The following is a 15,616-nucleotide window of genomic DNA, read 5'->3' as shown; positions in this document are numbered from 1 at the left end:
CAATAGTTAGTGCAAACTAACTTCAAGGGGATTTTTCGGTATTGATAATCAATGTGTTGATATGGAAAATGGTGACCTCGGTGATGTCGTTCACCATGAGTCACCATTCACTCACCACTGGAGTCCCAAACCTCAACTGGCAAGATTCTTCTCAATTGTGGCTACGGTTTCATCGTAGTCTTTGGGCTTTTCGCTGAACTTGCTGATGAATGTTTTGGGAAGCACGGTATCAAAATTACTGAAAATGGCAAACATCAGGCCAACCCATTCGTCAGCTTTGTGATTAGCCTCGCTGCCCTGCAAATCTTCAAAGATGCAATGGAAGGTGTAGCAGATGAACTGCTTGTTGCTGACATTTGCATTGATTTTCCGTATGTCGTTGGGAATTTCGCCGAAAATTACAAAGTGTTTCACATAATCGACGAGATTGTTGAACTCATCTTGTTCCATATATGATGTAAGGGTTTTGGGTGATATGCCGGAAAGGATTTGCAGTCGTCGCTTGGCCTTTTCGGCACATTCAAGCAGTTTTTCGTTGTTTCCGTTGCCGATGCTGACTTTTGGCGGTGCGTCCGATTCGATGATGAAGCCTTCGTGCGAGGTGAAGTCGAGGTTGGCATATTTCCTTGTGTCGACATATTCATTGGCAAGATAAACCAAATGCTTTACCTGTCTTGAATCATTATCCTCAAGCGCTCTTTCCATCAGGTTTGTTATTCTCCTTATCTTGTCGTCGGTGCGTTTGTCGGGTGAGCGGTAGAGGCTGAGCAGCACCCATACTGTCGCAAGAATCAGGCTCCGTATCTCTTCATTGCTCATGTTGTTCAACATCTCTATCATCTCGGCAATGTGCTCTTCGGGGTGTTTGTTCTTCAAGATGTAGGCGCATATTGCAAAAGCCATTTTGAACAGATGACCGGCCTTGAATGTCGTGCTGTAGCATAGTGCATCTATGAGTATGTCGTAGATCTTATCCATCAATGGGTCCATTTCGAGGTAGAAATCCACATCTACCTTTTCCTGGGATAGGGCTTTGTCTTGGGTGTCGAAAATCAGTATCATTTTTATGTATGTTATTATTCGGTTTTTAATTTGTAACGGAACATTATCCTTTTTTTGTAATTTGTATATGATTATAAATTATATCTCTATTAAGTTTATTATTAGATGATTATGTTATTAAAAAATGTTGCATGTATCTATGCAAAAATACAAATAATTGCGCACAAGGAAAATGAAAAAAAACTTTTTCCGTCCTTTTTTTATCAACAAGGGGCTGTTGATAAGTTTTTATGTTTTGCTATTGAGTAAGTTGTTGTATGTTTTTTGCGTTTTTTTTGCACAAAAATTTTTTTTGGCATGGCAGGATGAAGGCAGAAAGATTCTCGAATCTTCGTTTTTGCATCAGGTTGTTGTTGCCGTTCAGCATTTCGAGGTGATTTTGTCCGTATGATGAGTTCTGCTTAAAATGGAAAGAATCGATGTAAATATCAGTTCAGGTCCGTGTCGAGCGGAACTGTTGGAAGGGGGACAAATGATAATTCAGTATATGCTATTGTGCCAAATACGGGACAATCCTGTATGTACAAGCAAATGGCATGTCTTTGTTAATAGATTGCTGTCGTTGATACAAGGTGGACTAACTGTAGACAATTAAACATCAAATTCTAATGCCCTAAGTTCATTTAAGAGATCGTCGAAATACATTTTTCTATTTCCGAGCAAATCAAAATATTTATATTTTTGCTGTTTAAACCAATTATATAATTTTGGATTGCTTGACACGGTAGGAAGTTGATATTGTTCTTCAACATATTCCAGGTATCGTCTGCAACTAATCAAAAAATCATATTCTAGACCATTTTGAGGAATGTTTTTGTTTGCATCAATATAAGCGTTGAATCTTGATATTTGCTCTTCGGTGGCCGATGTGGATCCATTTATAACTCTTGACATCCAGCGAAATAGAGATGATTCTTCTTGACCACCTGAAGAATTGGGTAATCTTTCATATGTTTGAACAAAACTAACAAGTTGTGCAAATCTTTCCTCAAAGGTTTGCCGGCAGGAATCCTCAGTGAGAATATATTCCTCTCCATATTTTTTCCCTACTAAGCCATAATATCCATGAATAAAAGAGATGAATACATCCTGTCCTTCATAAAGGTTTGACATGACGTTCTTCTTGTTTGTGTTAGGATAGTGTATGTTAATTTGCTCCATGATTATATCAATGTGAACTGGAGTTTCACTGTCGTTTAAAGTCTGAACAATAATGTCACGAATACAACCAAAGTTTATGTGCTCCCATTCGGTTAATCCATAAGTCGAACTTTTTCCGATTGCTTTTATGTTCTTGTTAATGAGAATTATAGGCCTTAGTTGTTGTGGGTTGTCGTATTTTGTTTCTGGGATTTTAAGTTTTATTGCTTCAAATAATTCTTCAAGATTCATAGGAATTCCCCGGTCTTTTAAAATTTGAAAAAGTTCTTTCCCATAATCGATTTTGTTTTTTGGGAATATTATATTCATTTTCTCATCAACCTCAAGATGGAAAGCTTTTTGGACTAAAATGGCAATAAGTTCAATAAAGTCTTTTCTGACTCGGCTTTTCCTAATAGGGATGTTTTGGACAAAATTCTCAATGTTGTAGTAATAATCTTCTGAGTACTTTGTGATTTTCAGTCGTTCAATTGAGCGAAAAGCAGCAGTAAGAATATATGATTTGTTTAATTCGTTTAATATTAAGTATTTTTTCCCGTTTGTTTTCTTGATTGAAAAGGGGAACATTCTTTTGCAAATCCCAGCAAAAGCGTCAAATGAGATGTCTATTTTCTCCGTTTTTAGTATGTTGGTGAAAAAAATGTCGTCAGAAGTAACGATTTTAATTCCAGCAGTGTCATACTTCTTCCATTCCGAGGAATTGGCAATTCCTCCAAATTTGCAATTTGAAATTATCTGACGGGTGCGTTCCCTGGTGCAACCAATTAATTTCGCAATTTCATCAAGAGTTTTTGAATATCCATCGGAAATTCCGTATAATAATGAAAACAATTTGTCATCTTTTTCTTCCGAATTCGCCAAATATTGGGTAGTAATATAGAACATTGGGTAATGCCCATATTGGATGTTGAATTCAAAGGCGAAACGGCATTGCATCTTCAGCAAAAAAGGAAATCTATTTGCTACACTCTTTGAAATCGCTTCCTCGTCAGTCATTGCTACATATTCATAGAATATTTTTTTGAAATTTTGAATGAATAGGAACAATTCATCGGAGGTTTTTTTCATATTGCGGTAGCTAAATATGGTTTTGCAAAACTTTTCTTTTGACCACCCGAAATATGGTATACATTGGTCGTATGTTGGAAAATACTTTTGTTGGACTCTTTTTGCCCTTTCTGAAAGAAATGCGGCCTCGTTTTTGAAATGGTTTGCAATTATATCAATTTTTATGGAAGATAAATGTTGAGGCTCGTCAAGCTCTTGCGCAAATTCGGCATTTATACACGAAAGTAATATTTTGCATGAATTAAACAAATCATAAGTATTGGTGTTTTCCAGTTCTGCTGCCTTCAATTCAATACAGATTGAATTTAGTAATTTAAATAGATTGTGCTGAACTTTTTCCTCAGCAATCGAATAATAAAAATCCAAGAAATTTGAATTGTAGTTTAGGATAATATTATAAAACTCGTTTGGTGTATTGAGAATTTCTCTATACCTTATACATTTTTTACTTTCGGATGTTTCGATTGGCTTTTTATTGAATTCTTCAATAATTATATTTCTTATGGAAACTGGTAAGTCCTTGAAGATATTGTCTAATTCATTTTTCTTCAAATCCTCTATTTCTTTTTCAAAAAGCAAAATAGTTTCCAATTCATTAATGGTCTTTTTTCCGCAATTTCTGAGTTTAAGGAATGAGCCAAACTGAGTTTTAAATCGTTTTAGATCACTTGTTGATCTTATTCCATTATAAAAACAACAGTTGAATGCTCTGGCGGAAATTCTACCACTGTCGTATAAATCCTGAAGCATTAACTTCCCCCAAGAAACTTGTTCTTGATTTTGATCTAATGGAGAACCCTCTTTTGGCGATTCAATAAAGTTTTGCTCTTCAGCTATAAGTGTCAATATTAGTTCAAGTTCGGAAATTGTCTTTTTGCCGCAATTTCTGATTTTACAAAGTGAATATTCCTTATTGAAAAAGTATAAATCTTCAACGGTTCTTATTTTTTGGGCTTGACAACAATGGAAGGCCCTGATGGAAATCAATCCGTCTTCGTAGATTTCAGAAATAGTTGTAAATCTGGTAATGGTCATTTGGCCTTATTTTGTTAATGAATCGTATTCTTGTTTTAATGAGAAGAGACTTTTCCCGGGAGTAATGATGTCAGATCTATAATTGGTGTAGTAGGAAAGCAATTCTTTTACCAAGGGGGAGGATGCTTTTCCGACATTTTCTTCAGTGAATATGTTAGAATGGATTATTGATAATACATCTGTCCATTCTTTTGTCGATAACTCTTTTTTGCATTTGTGCCAGCATTCTCTCCAGTGATTTGTGCCTTTGTAACCTTTCTCATCCAACCATTTAAAAAAGAAACGGTAAAGGATGAAGGTTTCTGGCATTTCTAACAATTCATAGTATTCTTCTTCGGTTGAACCAAATGCTTCCAAAAAGAAATCCTTGCCTCTACCAACTTTGCCTTTTGTGCTGTTTAAAATAGCTTGAATTGCTCTGATATATTTACGATTCCAGTGCGTACCTATGTAGTCTCTATTGTGGGAATAATCTTCAACATCATCTTTCCCTTGTTTCAATGGATGGTATTTCATTGGGAATGAGTAGATGTTAACATTTAGTTCATCACACAATTCAACATTTATTTTTAATCGTTTATATAAGTCAATTGGTTCGTCGGTGAAATTGTATAATAAGTAATTTGAGAAATTTTTTATTCCTGCTTCGGCGCTCCAACGCAATGCTTGGTTGTATTCTGGGAATGTTTTGATGTTGTCAAAAGCAATCCTTAAAGGCTTTATGGCTATTTTTGATAGAAGCTCGGCTTTCTCTTTGGTGAAAAGCCGTGCATCAACACCCTGGTTGAAGTCTACGAATCTTTGTTTCGCAATAGGGCGATGATGTTTCTGATATAAATCTTTTATTTCTTCATACGCAGCAATAAGGTTGCTTTTTTTTGATGTTGATAGTTTCCCGATATGATATTTGTCCATGACCTTATATACCATATACGATTCATCACCTTTGAGTCCTTTGCAAAACTCGGCAATTATCGATTGTGATTTGCGAATGTAAGCCCTGTCATTGATGCCTTTTTTTAGGTTCCTAATAGCTATTTCTAGCATGTTTGGCTGGATGAATTTTGCATTACGAGCAAATCCGGAAGAAATAATGTCGTCAATAATGTCATCGAAGTTTTCAGATGCTAAAACATTATTGTCCATCAAGAGTAAGTCCTTCTGGTCTCCAAATATTTCTCTAACTTGATCAATTCTTTCCTTTAGAGGAATGTATGGGTTGTATTTTGGCTCTAATATTGGTACAGCACAAAATGGACAATGACGTATGCATCCTCTTGTTGTGTAGCCATAAAAAGCATTGGACATCGGATATTGGTATTCGATTTCATCCAAAATTGAATAATCTAATGGTAGATTGTCAATGATTTTGTCGTCGCCAGGATCCAGTTCGCCCGGCGTACATAATATTCCTTGTTTAATATTAATTCTAGGTCCGACCTCTTTTCTTAGTTCCGCTGTCTGAATGGATGCTAATACACCACCAACCATTATGTCCTCTTCTCTTTTTACAAGCTGTTTTGCAAAATTTATTGTTTCAATAGTAATGTCCCAATAAAATGTAAATAATGTGGTTATTGCTATTCTGTCCCATTCGGGATTTTGTTTCCATTTGCCTTTCCAATAGTAATCTTTAGACTCAATGATTTTGGAAGAAATCAAAATGTCCATCTCGGATTCGTTTGTTTTAATAGCTTCTAAATGCTCTCGCTTCCTTGTCCTAATGAATTGAAAGATTTCATCTTTTCGCAGGGACCAATCTATTGTGTCGTCAATATAGTTTAGCTTGTCAATGCATTCATCAGTTATTCTGTCAATTACAAATAGTTTCAAATCCCCTTTATAAAAAGTGACTTCCCAACCGCCTAGTTGTTTATAATAGGTGGAAATTTTCATCAAACCAATTGGGGGAAATTTGTTTGAGTAATTTGGTTCTATGAGTAATACCTTCTTTGTCATTTGATAACTTTTGCTTCGTTAACTAAATCTTTGACCACTAGTTTTTTTAATTGTTCGATAAGTGCCAAGTCTCGCTCGTTTTGAGGACAATTATTATTCAGAGACCTAAATATTCTTCTTAAAAACCAGATTTCGTTTTTGTCTAATATTCCTTCAAGTTGTTTGAATAAATCAGTTGGCGTCTGTGGCGTAGGATGCGTTGGTGTCTGAGGTGTAGAAGGTGTTTGTGGTGTAGGAGACGTTGGTGATTGGGGTGTCTGTGGCGTAGAAGGTATTTGTGGTGTAGAAGACGTTGGTGATTGGGGTGTCTGTGGTGTAGAAGGTATTTGTGGTTGAATGCTGTTAATATCAGCAATCAAATCTTCGGCTTCTTGTTTTGCAGTTTGAAAATCGTTCACATAAAGCTCTACAACATCATGAACAGGACCTTCTATCCTCAACAGTTTTTTGAATTTGTCAATGCCCTTGTTGGATATTTTGTCATTAGCCTCTGGAGTGATTTGATTTCTATAGTGAATCATCTCGATCCCTTCTTTGATGCTTTTGATACATGTTTTTGCTTCGTTTGCTTTTTTGTACATTTTAGACAGCTCGCTAAATTGAGATTTCAGCTGGACTATGAATGCCCTCTTTACGGGAGTATCCATGAGACCGTCACGGGCGGAATTAGGACGCAAATCATCATGAGTAATGAATAACTCTCCATAAAAGTATGAATTGCCTCGATCTTCGGACCAGAAGTTTCTTCCTGTCAGAATATCTTGGTTTCCAATTTGAATATTGTGTTTCCTTAGTCTGATTCCAGCCAAATTGTCACTTGAAGGAATCTGTATGGTATATTTGGTCAGAGCATACCACCCCCATGCTAGTTCTCCATAATTCGGATCCTTAATTGTAAAAAATTCTAATCCTTCAATTTCATCGTTGGTTCCAACAACCTTTAATCCGTATTGCTTTTGTATTCTGCGAGTTACATTAACAACTATCTGGGCCGTTTTTATGGATCCCATCCGTTGTTTGAACTCTAAATTGTTTTCTGTGCTTGAGGAAATAATAATACTATTAAATGCGTCGCCATATTCAACAGGGGCAACTGTGTTTAAATAGTTAATAATTTCATTTTCTTCAAGCAAATCGGAATAACCTTCTTTGATTTGGTCTAATGTAACTGAAAAATAGTGTTTGTCGGGTTGCTCTTCAGTAATGGATTTCGTTGCAATTTCTCCTAAGACATAAGAAGCTTGGTAGTCTTCGTCATCATTAAATAGTTTTGTGGCTAAATCTATGTCAAGTTCGATTTTTGTAGCAACGCTTTCTCCATAATAGCTAGTTTTGAATATCAATTTATGGCAAAAGCCAGCACCTACAAGTCTGCCGATCCCGAAATAACCTGCTTGATGAATTCCGTCTTTATTGTTGCTTGAAACATCTAACAACACAGATTCTGCTTTTTCTGCTTTAATACCAGTTCCGTTGTCTGTGATGGTAACACGATTTTCGGCTTTATTGATTTTGATGTCCACAAAGCCATCTTTGGTTTGTGTCAATAGTTTTTGCTCAACAGCTTCATTAATAGAGTCAAAAGCATTCTGCACATATTCTCTGTACATTATTTTTGCATCAGAATACATGGAAAACATCAACTGTTTTAAGATGTTTTTCTTAATTTGGGGAGTGTATTCGGTTGACATATTTTAATTGTTTATTTATTGAGTTTAACCATTAGGGAATTGCTTGTATGCTGGTCTTGGAAATTTAATATTCACCAAAGAACGTAATGCGGGGTTTGAAATGATATATTCGCCGGGGGAAAGACGTGTCATCATGTTTTGATATGTTTTCGGGATATATTTATAATCTGCTTTGGATACTTCTATGGCATTTGTTCTGCCATAAGCTTGGGTTGCACAATTTCCTTTGACTCTATCGTGAATGGCACTTCTGAATTGCTCCACAGAAAACATAATGATTCCAAGAGATCTCCCTCTTTCTGCAATGTCAAGTAGTTGACGTAGGATTGGAGAGTTCTTGGGAATGTCATTTGATGCATATTTATTTAACTCGTCAACAAACAAAATTACCTTGTTCGGGATGTCACTTCTGTCGGCGCCAAGTTTTAAATCATAGATTGCTCTTGCAACACTTCCGAAAACAAAACTTTGTGTGTTTTCATCAAGACGAGCGATATCTATTACCATAACCTGATTTGCTTTTAGGTTGTTTTGTATTTCATCACACAGTTCAACTTCATCTTTAACGGTGTTTTTTGCAAATACGTCATTAGACAATGCTTTAGAAATACATCTTTTGAATTTTCTCCAACTAGCAACTTGGATTTCATTTTTGGTTCCTCCGTTGCTTCCTGTTTTTGTGCATCTATCAACTTCGGATTTTAGAGTCTCCCATTTGTCAATTCCACTAAATCCGCCTTCTTGGTTGATGATGTAATTTACACAACTTTCTAAGGTTCCAGAACTGTCATCTTCATTTGCTAATAGTAAATCCAATTTGTCTTGGTTTTCCCCAAAGGTGAATTTGTATGTTCTGGCGACACCTCTGGCTTTTTGAGCTTCAACATCGTTTGGATCGGCGTATGACTGAACTTTCGCCATGTCGGTCTTGCTGTATGGATAGTAATAGTGAACGTTTTCAAAAGGCTGATCAGATAGTCCAAGGCTTTCGTATATTTTCTTGTCATGTTCGCTCAATTCTGTGTTGGGTTCGTCAATTGCCATCAAATCACGTCCTTTTACATTGAAAAACACAAAGGCGGCAGTCTCTCCACCATCTAATTTAAATTTGCTTTGGATGGCTCTAAGGAGGAACATGGAATATGATGTTTTAGCTGCGAGACCTGATATTCCAGAAATATTCATGTGAGCACCATCTGGACCGATTAAAAAATGAGAATTCAATACAACTTTAACTTTGATTTGCTCTTCACCTTGATACATCTGAAGATAACCGCATACTAAAGGGTTTTTTACATCTTCTTCTGATAAACCAAGAGCTTGCTTGATGTCGTTTTCGTTGCATAATGAAACTTGCTGCCCATTTAATACAGGGGTGTAAATGTTTTTCGTATTGCCAACAACACGAGCTTTAACATAATTCATTCCTAATCTGTTCATATTCCCAATAGTCTCGTTGATGTCGCCAAAATCACTTGAAATATAACTTGTAAAGTGGCTTGGAGCATCTGTGATATGGTTGATTTCTTCGACTACTCCAAATGAGACAGAATCCCCTTCGTGGTGTACTTTCACAATGTCAAATGGACTTAATATCTGCTTTTTATCAGTCCAAAAATAAAAGTCATCAATTGTTGATGGACACTTTTCGGTTGCAGAAACTTTTCCTATTACTTTTTCCATATTAAAACAGGTTTAGAATTATTTCGGTGTTGTAGTATTTAGACTTGCAAAATGTTTCAGTTAAATATACGGGATATAAATGATTGGCCCATCTGCTGTCTGCGCCATAGCACACAGGGAAGGCTTCGTTGATAAGATTTGCAGAAATGACATCTACAAGATCTGTTGGGATAAAATCCCCCTCGTTTAAGATAACCATTTCGCATTTAATGATGTCAGAAAAATTCGTTTCTCTAAAATTGCTATTTCTGAGTCGGAGATACCAAACTGCATATTCTTCTCCGTTAAATTCGGATTTGTATCGATAAACCTTTGTCCTTTCGTGAGGTTTCAATCCAGCAATGGTACGGGATAGTTTGTGCCCTTCAAAATCGGGAATGAGTTCTGGGTCAAAGCTTTTGGAAACTCCAATTACATAACGGAAATTTTGACGATATTTTATTTTTTCTTCATCCGTTCTTTGTCTGTCAGGGTTATATTCCAAAGAACCATCTTTTATCAAATAATGAGTTGAGTCAAGTCTGTTCTCGGCGCATAGTTGTGCAACTAATTCTTGCTCTTTGTCGGTCATTTGAGTTTGAATTGCAGAAACGGCTCTGTTTTTATAACTATCCTTGCTGTTTGTGGAATGAGAGTCTATTTTGTCAGTGTTGTAAAGTAGAATTTTACTAAAGGAGAGATTTGCCGAATCGACGAAAGACAGATGGCTGATTTCGTCGTTAATCTTTTCGCAATATAACCTGCAAAAATTCTCCCCCTCATCGTCATAATCAAAATCGTCAGGGAGAGCCATGACCAAATCCCGGCATAATCTAAATGGTTTAAAAGTATCCCTATCGATCCTTTCGCAACATCCTACAACAATTTGGCCTGCTAAGAATGGGAATATTTTTTTCCCAATTGAAATGTCGTCAACCTTATAGGTTCTGCGAGATCCATCTAAAAAAAACGAGAAAATAGGACGAGTCTTTTTCATTAGATTATCCCTGATTGTCACTGTCTGAACTCGTGATGGATCTGTCTCTGCAAATTTACTTGACTTTATGGTAGTAACGGGCTTGTCGTCATAATTAAGTATATCGAAATCAGTCGTTTCTAAGAATACTTTTTGGGTTTGGTAGCAGTGATAAACCCCGTTCCCGTTTTTTTCAATATAATTCAGTATTCGTCCCATGGTAATATTTTATATGCCTAACGCGTGGCAAAAATAAAAGAAATTTTGAGTGTCACGATGGATTTTTCTCTAAAAAACGAGAATTTATTGTTGTATTAATTCGCATTGGTTATTTGATTCAAAATTGATCGTATTTGTTACAATAGAATATTTGTTGAGAAGTGTGGAAAGAGTGGTATATTCATATTTGTTTTTGGGCCGTTGCATTAATGGAGTAGATCGAAATACTCCTTTATATGGACTCAGTTGTGTGTATAGAATGGTTTTGTCTTTTTGTCCCTTTTTTGTTTGGAAAGAAGAATAGTTAGATATGAAATCAGTCGTTTGTGTCAGGGCTTGTTGAGCAGGTTAAACGGCCTCAAAAAGATAAATAACTCAACCGTATTAAAATAGAAACGCAGAGTTAAAAGGAACTTGTACTTACTTGCTCCTGACCCACTTCCCGCCGAAGCTTGTGCTATTGTAGATTTCGAGGTAATCCTTGCCGTTAACCGTGCTTGTCTTGAATTGAAGTGAATTGTTGCAATTATTACCAGAACCATATTTCAAGACATCGCCTTCAACGATATAGTTATAATCCCAGGAGTGACCGACAGATGTGAGAGTATAATGCTTAAAGATGCCATATTCGTCAAACTGCAACATCCTTTCGCGTTCTTCATGGCCGACAGGGTCGGCGATGCGCCAGCGGCCCACGATGCTGGGCTGGGCGGTAGGTGCTGCCTTTTCCGGCTCAGGCTGAGCCGCAACCTCTTCAGCAGGTTCGGTATCGCCGAATAGTTCTTCGGTGACAACCTCGTCGTGGTGCAGCAGCTTGTCCATTTTGTCGCCATCCACTTGCAGATAGCCCATGAAGAACCAGAAAACGGTGGCGAGCAAGGCGCCGAGGAGGAATGATACTAAGCTTTTCATTTTGTTAGCCCTAAATCCGTGTCGGGCGCAACTTCTTTTTATTGTTTCGGATTTTTCAAAATTATTGAGAGGACAGGAGCGTTTCCAGCCCACTCATTATAAAGGTGTTATATGTTGACTAGGTTCTTGGCAATGTAGTCTTTGATATAGCTGACGAGTTCGGGGCTGTCCACAATCTCGATGTCGCTGGCCAGCCCGATGACGAAACGACCTACGCCACGGTAGTCGGCCACGAAGGTGTCGAGGAGCCAGTGGGTGGCGTCGAGGGGCTGCGTGTTGCGCTCGGCAAGCGGATACTCCTCGATGAGCAGGCTGTAGGCCATCACACCCAGGCGCAGCCGCACATGGTGGCGGTCGTAGCCCGTCATGCGGAACACATCGGTGTGCCCCATGCGGTGGCTGCGGCCATGCGCCCACGGGACGTCAAGCACCTCGGCCTTGCCGATTCGTGCCGTCTTGAAGGTCTTGTTCAGGCCGTCGTCGAGGTCGTAGCACCACACCTCGGCATAGTTTGCCGTGAAGCCAAAAGGCTCCACATGCCGGTCACGCACCGACTGCGAGTTGGTGGAGGCGTAGTCGTGGAAGACCACCTGACGGTGCTCCTTGATGGCGCTCACGATGGCACTCACATTGGCAGCGTTCTTCGTCTTGATGGTACACTCGGGCAACCCAAGGCTGTCGAACAGTAGGCTTAGCTTGCTGCGCAGGTTCTCCTTGAAAAGCGTGTCGCCATGGATGGCATCGATCGACTGGTAGAGCACATGAGCCTCCTCCTCGCTGAGGCGCAGTATGTTGTTGAGGTATTGCTTGTCCTTCGAAGGCAGACGGTAACGCTGGTTCTCCATGACGACGACGAGCCGCGCCTTCCTGAGGTCGTCGAGGTAACGGTAGACGCTCGATGGCGATGCGTCAAGCAGTTCCGAAAGCTCCTTCACGCTATAGGCGTTGCTCGATGCCAGAATCTGTATCAGGTTCAGCTCCTTGATGATTTTTGGGTTGTCGTTGTTGTCCATGACCTTGCTGTTGTTTATCAGACGCCTGAAAAAGAAAAAATACTACTTGTCTTTGAATCATAGGGTTGGCATCTTGCCGCATAAGGCGAAAATGCTTCCTAACTGCCACAAAGATAGATAATTCTGCCGAAAACGCAAAATTTATGGCGTTTTTTTCTTTCCCAAGGGGCACCTGGCGGTTTCCGAGTCTTTTTCTTCGCACCAACTAGTGAGTTTCTTCGCTGTTTCTTCGGGGTTTCTTCGGTGATTCTTCGGTGAATGACCGAAGAAATGGCGAAAAAAGTGTGCGAAAACTCCGAAGAAAGTGTATCTTTGCCCCCTAGTTAACCAAAAGATGTCGCATGGCAAGGATAAATGAAAATACGGGAAGACTGTCAGGATTGGTAGGTCCTGTGGTTTTGGTGAACGGCAAGAACGGACAATACTTGCGTTCGAAAATCACTACCAACAAGTCGAAAACCGAGGCGCAGTTGCGCCAACGTGAAAAGATGCGCCAGGCTTCGCTCTTCTTGAAGCCTCTCGCCGAGGTGCTCAAGCAACTGTATGTGGAGCCGGTGGGACGGAGCAACTATCAGCAGGCGGCTCTCTCGCAGGCGATGCGACAGGCCATCGACGAGGAGGGGAAGGTCGTGGCCGAGCGGGTGCTCATCAGCCGTGGCACCCTGGCACAGCCTCAGGACATGCGTATGGAAAGGGAAGGTGATGAGCTTGTCCTCGCGTGGACCGACAACAGCCACACGGGCGGCGCCAATGCCGACGACCGTCTGGTGGTGGTGCTCTACAACCCCGATTGCCCCGACGTGTGTCCGTATTTCACCGACGCGACACGCAGCCAAGGCTCATGCCGCCTGGGATTGGGCAAGTTCAAGAAAGGGGATTATCTGGTGTATGCCACCTTTGTCGCCGCCAAGGGCAAACAGGTGAGTAACAGCTGCTATTTGGGCTGCTGCTGAAGAGGCAAAACTCTTCCTGCCGGACGCAGAGAAAAGACCGCTAATCTGGCGAATCAAGCGAATGGGCCTTGCTGGCGCAAGCCCCTGCCTGCCAGACGTGAGCGATAATCTCATAGACCCTCGGCGAAGCCAAGGAATGCGCGAAGCGGATTCCCTATTCGCTAAATTCGCAAAATTCGCGGTCGAAAGAAAGAAAACCATAGTTCACTCATCAATTTTCAGTTAAGATTTTCAGGGAGATTTTCAGTAAGGATTTTGATGGAGATTTTTTTCAAAATTCTTCTGAAAATCCTTACTTAAAATCCTGCAAAAAATCCTTACTGATATTGCTTCGCTTTCTCATCATGGAGAAAGAGAAGGAAACCCTCGGCGAAGCCAAGGAATACGCGAAGCGGATTCCCTATTCGTGAGGATTAGTGAGATTCGTGGTTGAAAAAAACATCGTGGTTACATTTAGGTAGGAGTTTTCCTGCCGGACGCAGAGGAAAGACCGCGAATCTGGCGAATTGTGCGAAATCGAAGATTGGCTACGCCGAATTTACATTTCAACGTAGTTAATGGGGTTGGCAGACATTCGCTTGATTAGCTTAATATGCGGTCAAATTGCCCCAAGCTGCTGCAGTATGATGCTTTTGTCGAGACCCAGCCTTGAGAAGGCAAAGAGCCGCTTGCCCAAGTCCTTTACGGAGGCTCCAAGATGATACACATCATCGTCGATAATCAGAAACCTGTCGTGGAAACGGCTGGCACAGGCTCGCACCTCGACTTTCATGTCGGGGTGTTGTGCGTTGTAGAGAGCAGCGGCATGGCTGATGGCCACACTGACGGTCTCCGTGTAGATTTCTGCCTTGACACCTGCTTCACGATGTCCCAAGATATCGATGACCGATGCGTCGATATAATTGTCAATAAGCACGATGTCCTGCCGTGCCGATTTTATCAATTCTTCCACAAAACGGTAGGCGTCAAAAATCTGGCCTTCGAAGAAGACCCCTTCTATGGGTGGCTGATTGGTGCGGATGAAAAAATCGATTTGCTGCTGCTGCAATTGCAACCGGTTTTCGATTTTCATTATCCTTTTCTGCTGTTCGTCAAGGCGCATATCAACCTGTCGTTGCATGGCAGCGAACTGTTGATTGACAGCATAACCGCGCAGAAGATATTCCTTGAGTACTCCGTTTGCCCATTGCCGAAACACGATGCCTTGTTTCGATTTCACCCGGTAGCCTACTGAAATTATCATATCCAGATTATAGAAATCAACCATGTAGGTTTTGCCATCAGCGGCAGTATAGGCAAAATTTGCCCAAACTGACTCTTTGGTTAACTCGCCTTCGCTAAAAACAGACCTTACATGTTTGCCAATGACACTTCTATCCCTTCCGAATAGTTGTGCCATCTGGTCGATGGAAAGCCACACGGTGTCTGACACAAGTTTCACTTCTAAACTAATATTTTCATCGGGTTGGTAAAGGACTATTTCGCCCGATTGGGATGTTGGTATGGATAATTCGTTCATTGTGTGTGAATGTTTTTGTTCCGCTGCAAAGGTGCAACACATGTCAAGACTAAGCCGTTGATTAAACGTTTGTTGTCGTTTGCTGTTGGATTTGTTGTTGATTTATAACGACTTGTATTGGTTATTTTGTGTTTAGCGGACGCAGAGAAAAGACCGCGAATCTGGCGAATCAAGCGAATGTGGCCTTGCTGATGCAAAGCGTATTCGTGAGGATTAGTGAGATCCGTGGTTGAAAAAAGAAAACCGATACTGTCCCAAAAAGTGTGTCTGAGCGCAGAGGCTAAAAAAGGGATTGGCCAATCAGTCCAATCCCTTAAAAGTCTGTATCTTTAGGGTGCCCAAACTCTAAATAACAGACTTAAAATGAAGTTTACAAAGGAACAAAT

The 15,616-nt window shown here is 40.0% G+C and carries 10 protein-coding genes; 1 reads left to right on the top strand and 9 read right to left on the bottom strand.

Going from position 1 to position 15,616, the window contains the following annotated elements; genetic code table 11:
• Nucleotides 1-132: 132 nt before the first annotated feature.
• The 8 genes from AC06MN_RS10545 to AC06MN_RS10510 all read right to left on the bottom strand — a co-directional run bounded on the left by AC06MN_RS10545 (nt 133) and on the right by AC06MN_RS10510 (nt 12,758).
• Nucleotides 133-1,062 carry a hypothetical protein gene (locus AC06MN_RS10545; protein ID WP_475672338.1) on the bottom strand — a complete coding sequence of 310 codons (930 nt, stop codon included), beginning with the start codon at nt 1,060-1,062 and terminating at the stop codon, nt 133-135.
• 591 nt (nt 1,063-1,653) lie between these two features.
• The gene (locus AC06MN_RS10540; protein ID WP_475672337.1) at nt 1,654-4,326 is read right to left on the bottom strand and encodes a DNA-directed RNA polymerase subunit alpha C-terminal domain-containing protein; all 2,673 of its coding nucleotides are present in this window, start codon (nt 4,324-4,326) and stop codon (nt 1,654-1,656) included.
• A gap of 6 nt (nt 4,327-4,332) precedes the next feature.
• Nucleotides 4,333-6,285, bottom strand: coding sequence for a hypothetical protein (locus AC06MN_RS10535; RefSeq protein ID WP_475672336.1), 1,953 nt, complete (start codon nt 6,283-6,285; stop codon nt 4,333-4,335).
• Nucleotides 6,282-7,976 (bottom strand): ATP-binding protein, encoded by a 1,695-nt coding sequence (locus tag AC06MN_RS10530; protein WP_475672335.1) that lies wholly within the window; start codon nt 7,974-7,976, stop codon nt 6,282-6,284. The genes AC06MN_RS10535 and AC06MN_RS10530 overlap by 4 nt, the downstream gene beginning before the upstream one ends.
• Nucleotides 7,977-8,000: 24 nt before the next feature.
• Nucleotides 8,001-9,659, bottom strand: a complete 1,659-nt coding sequence (locus AC06MN_RS10525; protein ID WP_475672334.1) for an ATP-binding protein — start codon at nt 9,657-9,659, stop codon at nt 8,001-8,003.
• 1 nt (nt 9,660) lies between these two features.
• Nucleotides 9,661-10,833: a hypothetical protein gene (locus AC06MN_RS10520; RefSeq protein ID WP_475672333.1), complete on the bottom strand. Its 1,173-nt coding sequence runs from the start codon at nt 10,831-10,833 to the stop codon at nt 9,661-9,663.
• Between the two features lie 420 nt (nt 10,834-11,253).
• Nucleotides 11,254-11,745 carry a hypothetical protein gene (locus AC06MN_RS10515; RefSeq protein WP_475672332.1) on the bottom strand — a complete coding sequence of 164 codons (492 nt, stop codon included), beginning with the start codon at nt 11,743-11,745 and terminating at the stop codon, nt 11,254-11,256.
• 107 nt (nt 11,746-11,852) lie between these two features.
• Nucleotides 11,853-12,758, bottom strand: coding sequence for a helix-turn-helix transcriptional regulator (locus AC06MN_RS10510; protein ID WP_475672331.1), 906 nt, complete (start codon nt 12,756-12,758; stop codon nt 11,853-11,855).
• A gap of 341 nt (nt 12,759-13,099) precedes the next feature.
• Between AC06MN_RS10510 and AC06MN_RS10505 the strand changes: the two genes are divergently transcribed.
• Nucleotides 13,100-13,711 (top strand): DUF6266 family protein, encoded by a 612-nt coding sequence (locus AC06MN_RS10505; RefSeq protein WP_475672330.1) that lies wholly within the window; start codon nt 13,100-13,102, stop codon nt 13,709-13,711.
• A 598-nt stretch (nt 13,712-14,309) separates the two neighbouring features.
• On the opposite strand, the gene rhuM is transcribed toward AC06MN_RS10505, so the two are convergent.
• Nucleotides 14,310-15,230: a RhuM family protein gene (gene rhuM / locus AC06MN_RS10500; protein WP_475672329.1), complete on the bottom strand. Its 921-nt coding sequence runs from the start codon at nt 15,228-15,230 to the stop codon at nt 14,310-14,312.
• Between the last annotated feature and the right edge of the window lie 386 nt (nt 15,231-15,616).

It is taken from the genome of Candidatus Limimorpha sp., assembly GCF_056203535.1.
The sequence above is the reverse complement of the archived record's forward strand: the minus strand, read 5'-3'. Positions and strand labels throughout refer to the sequence as shown.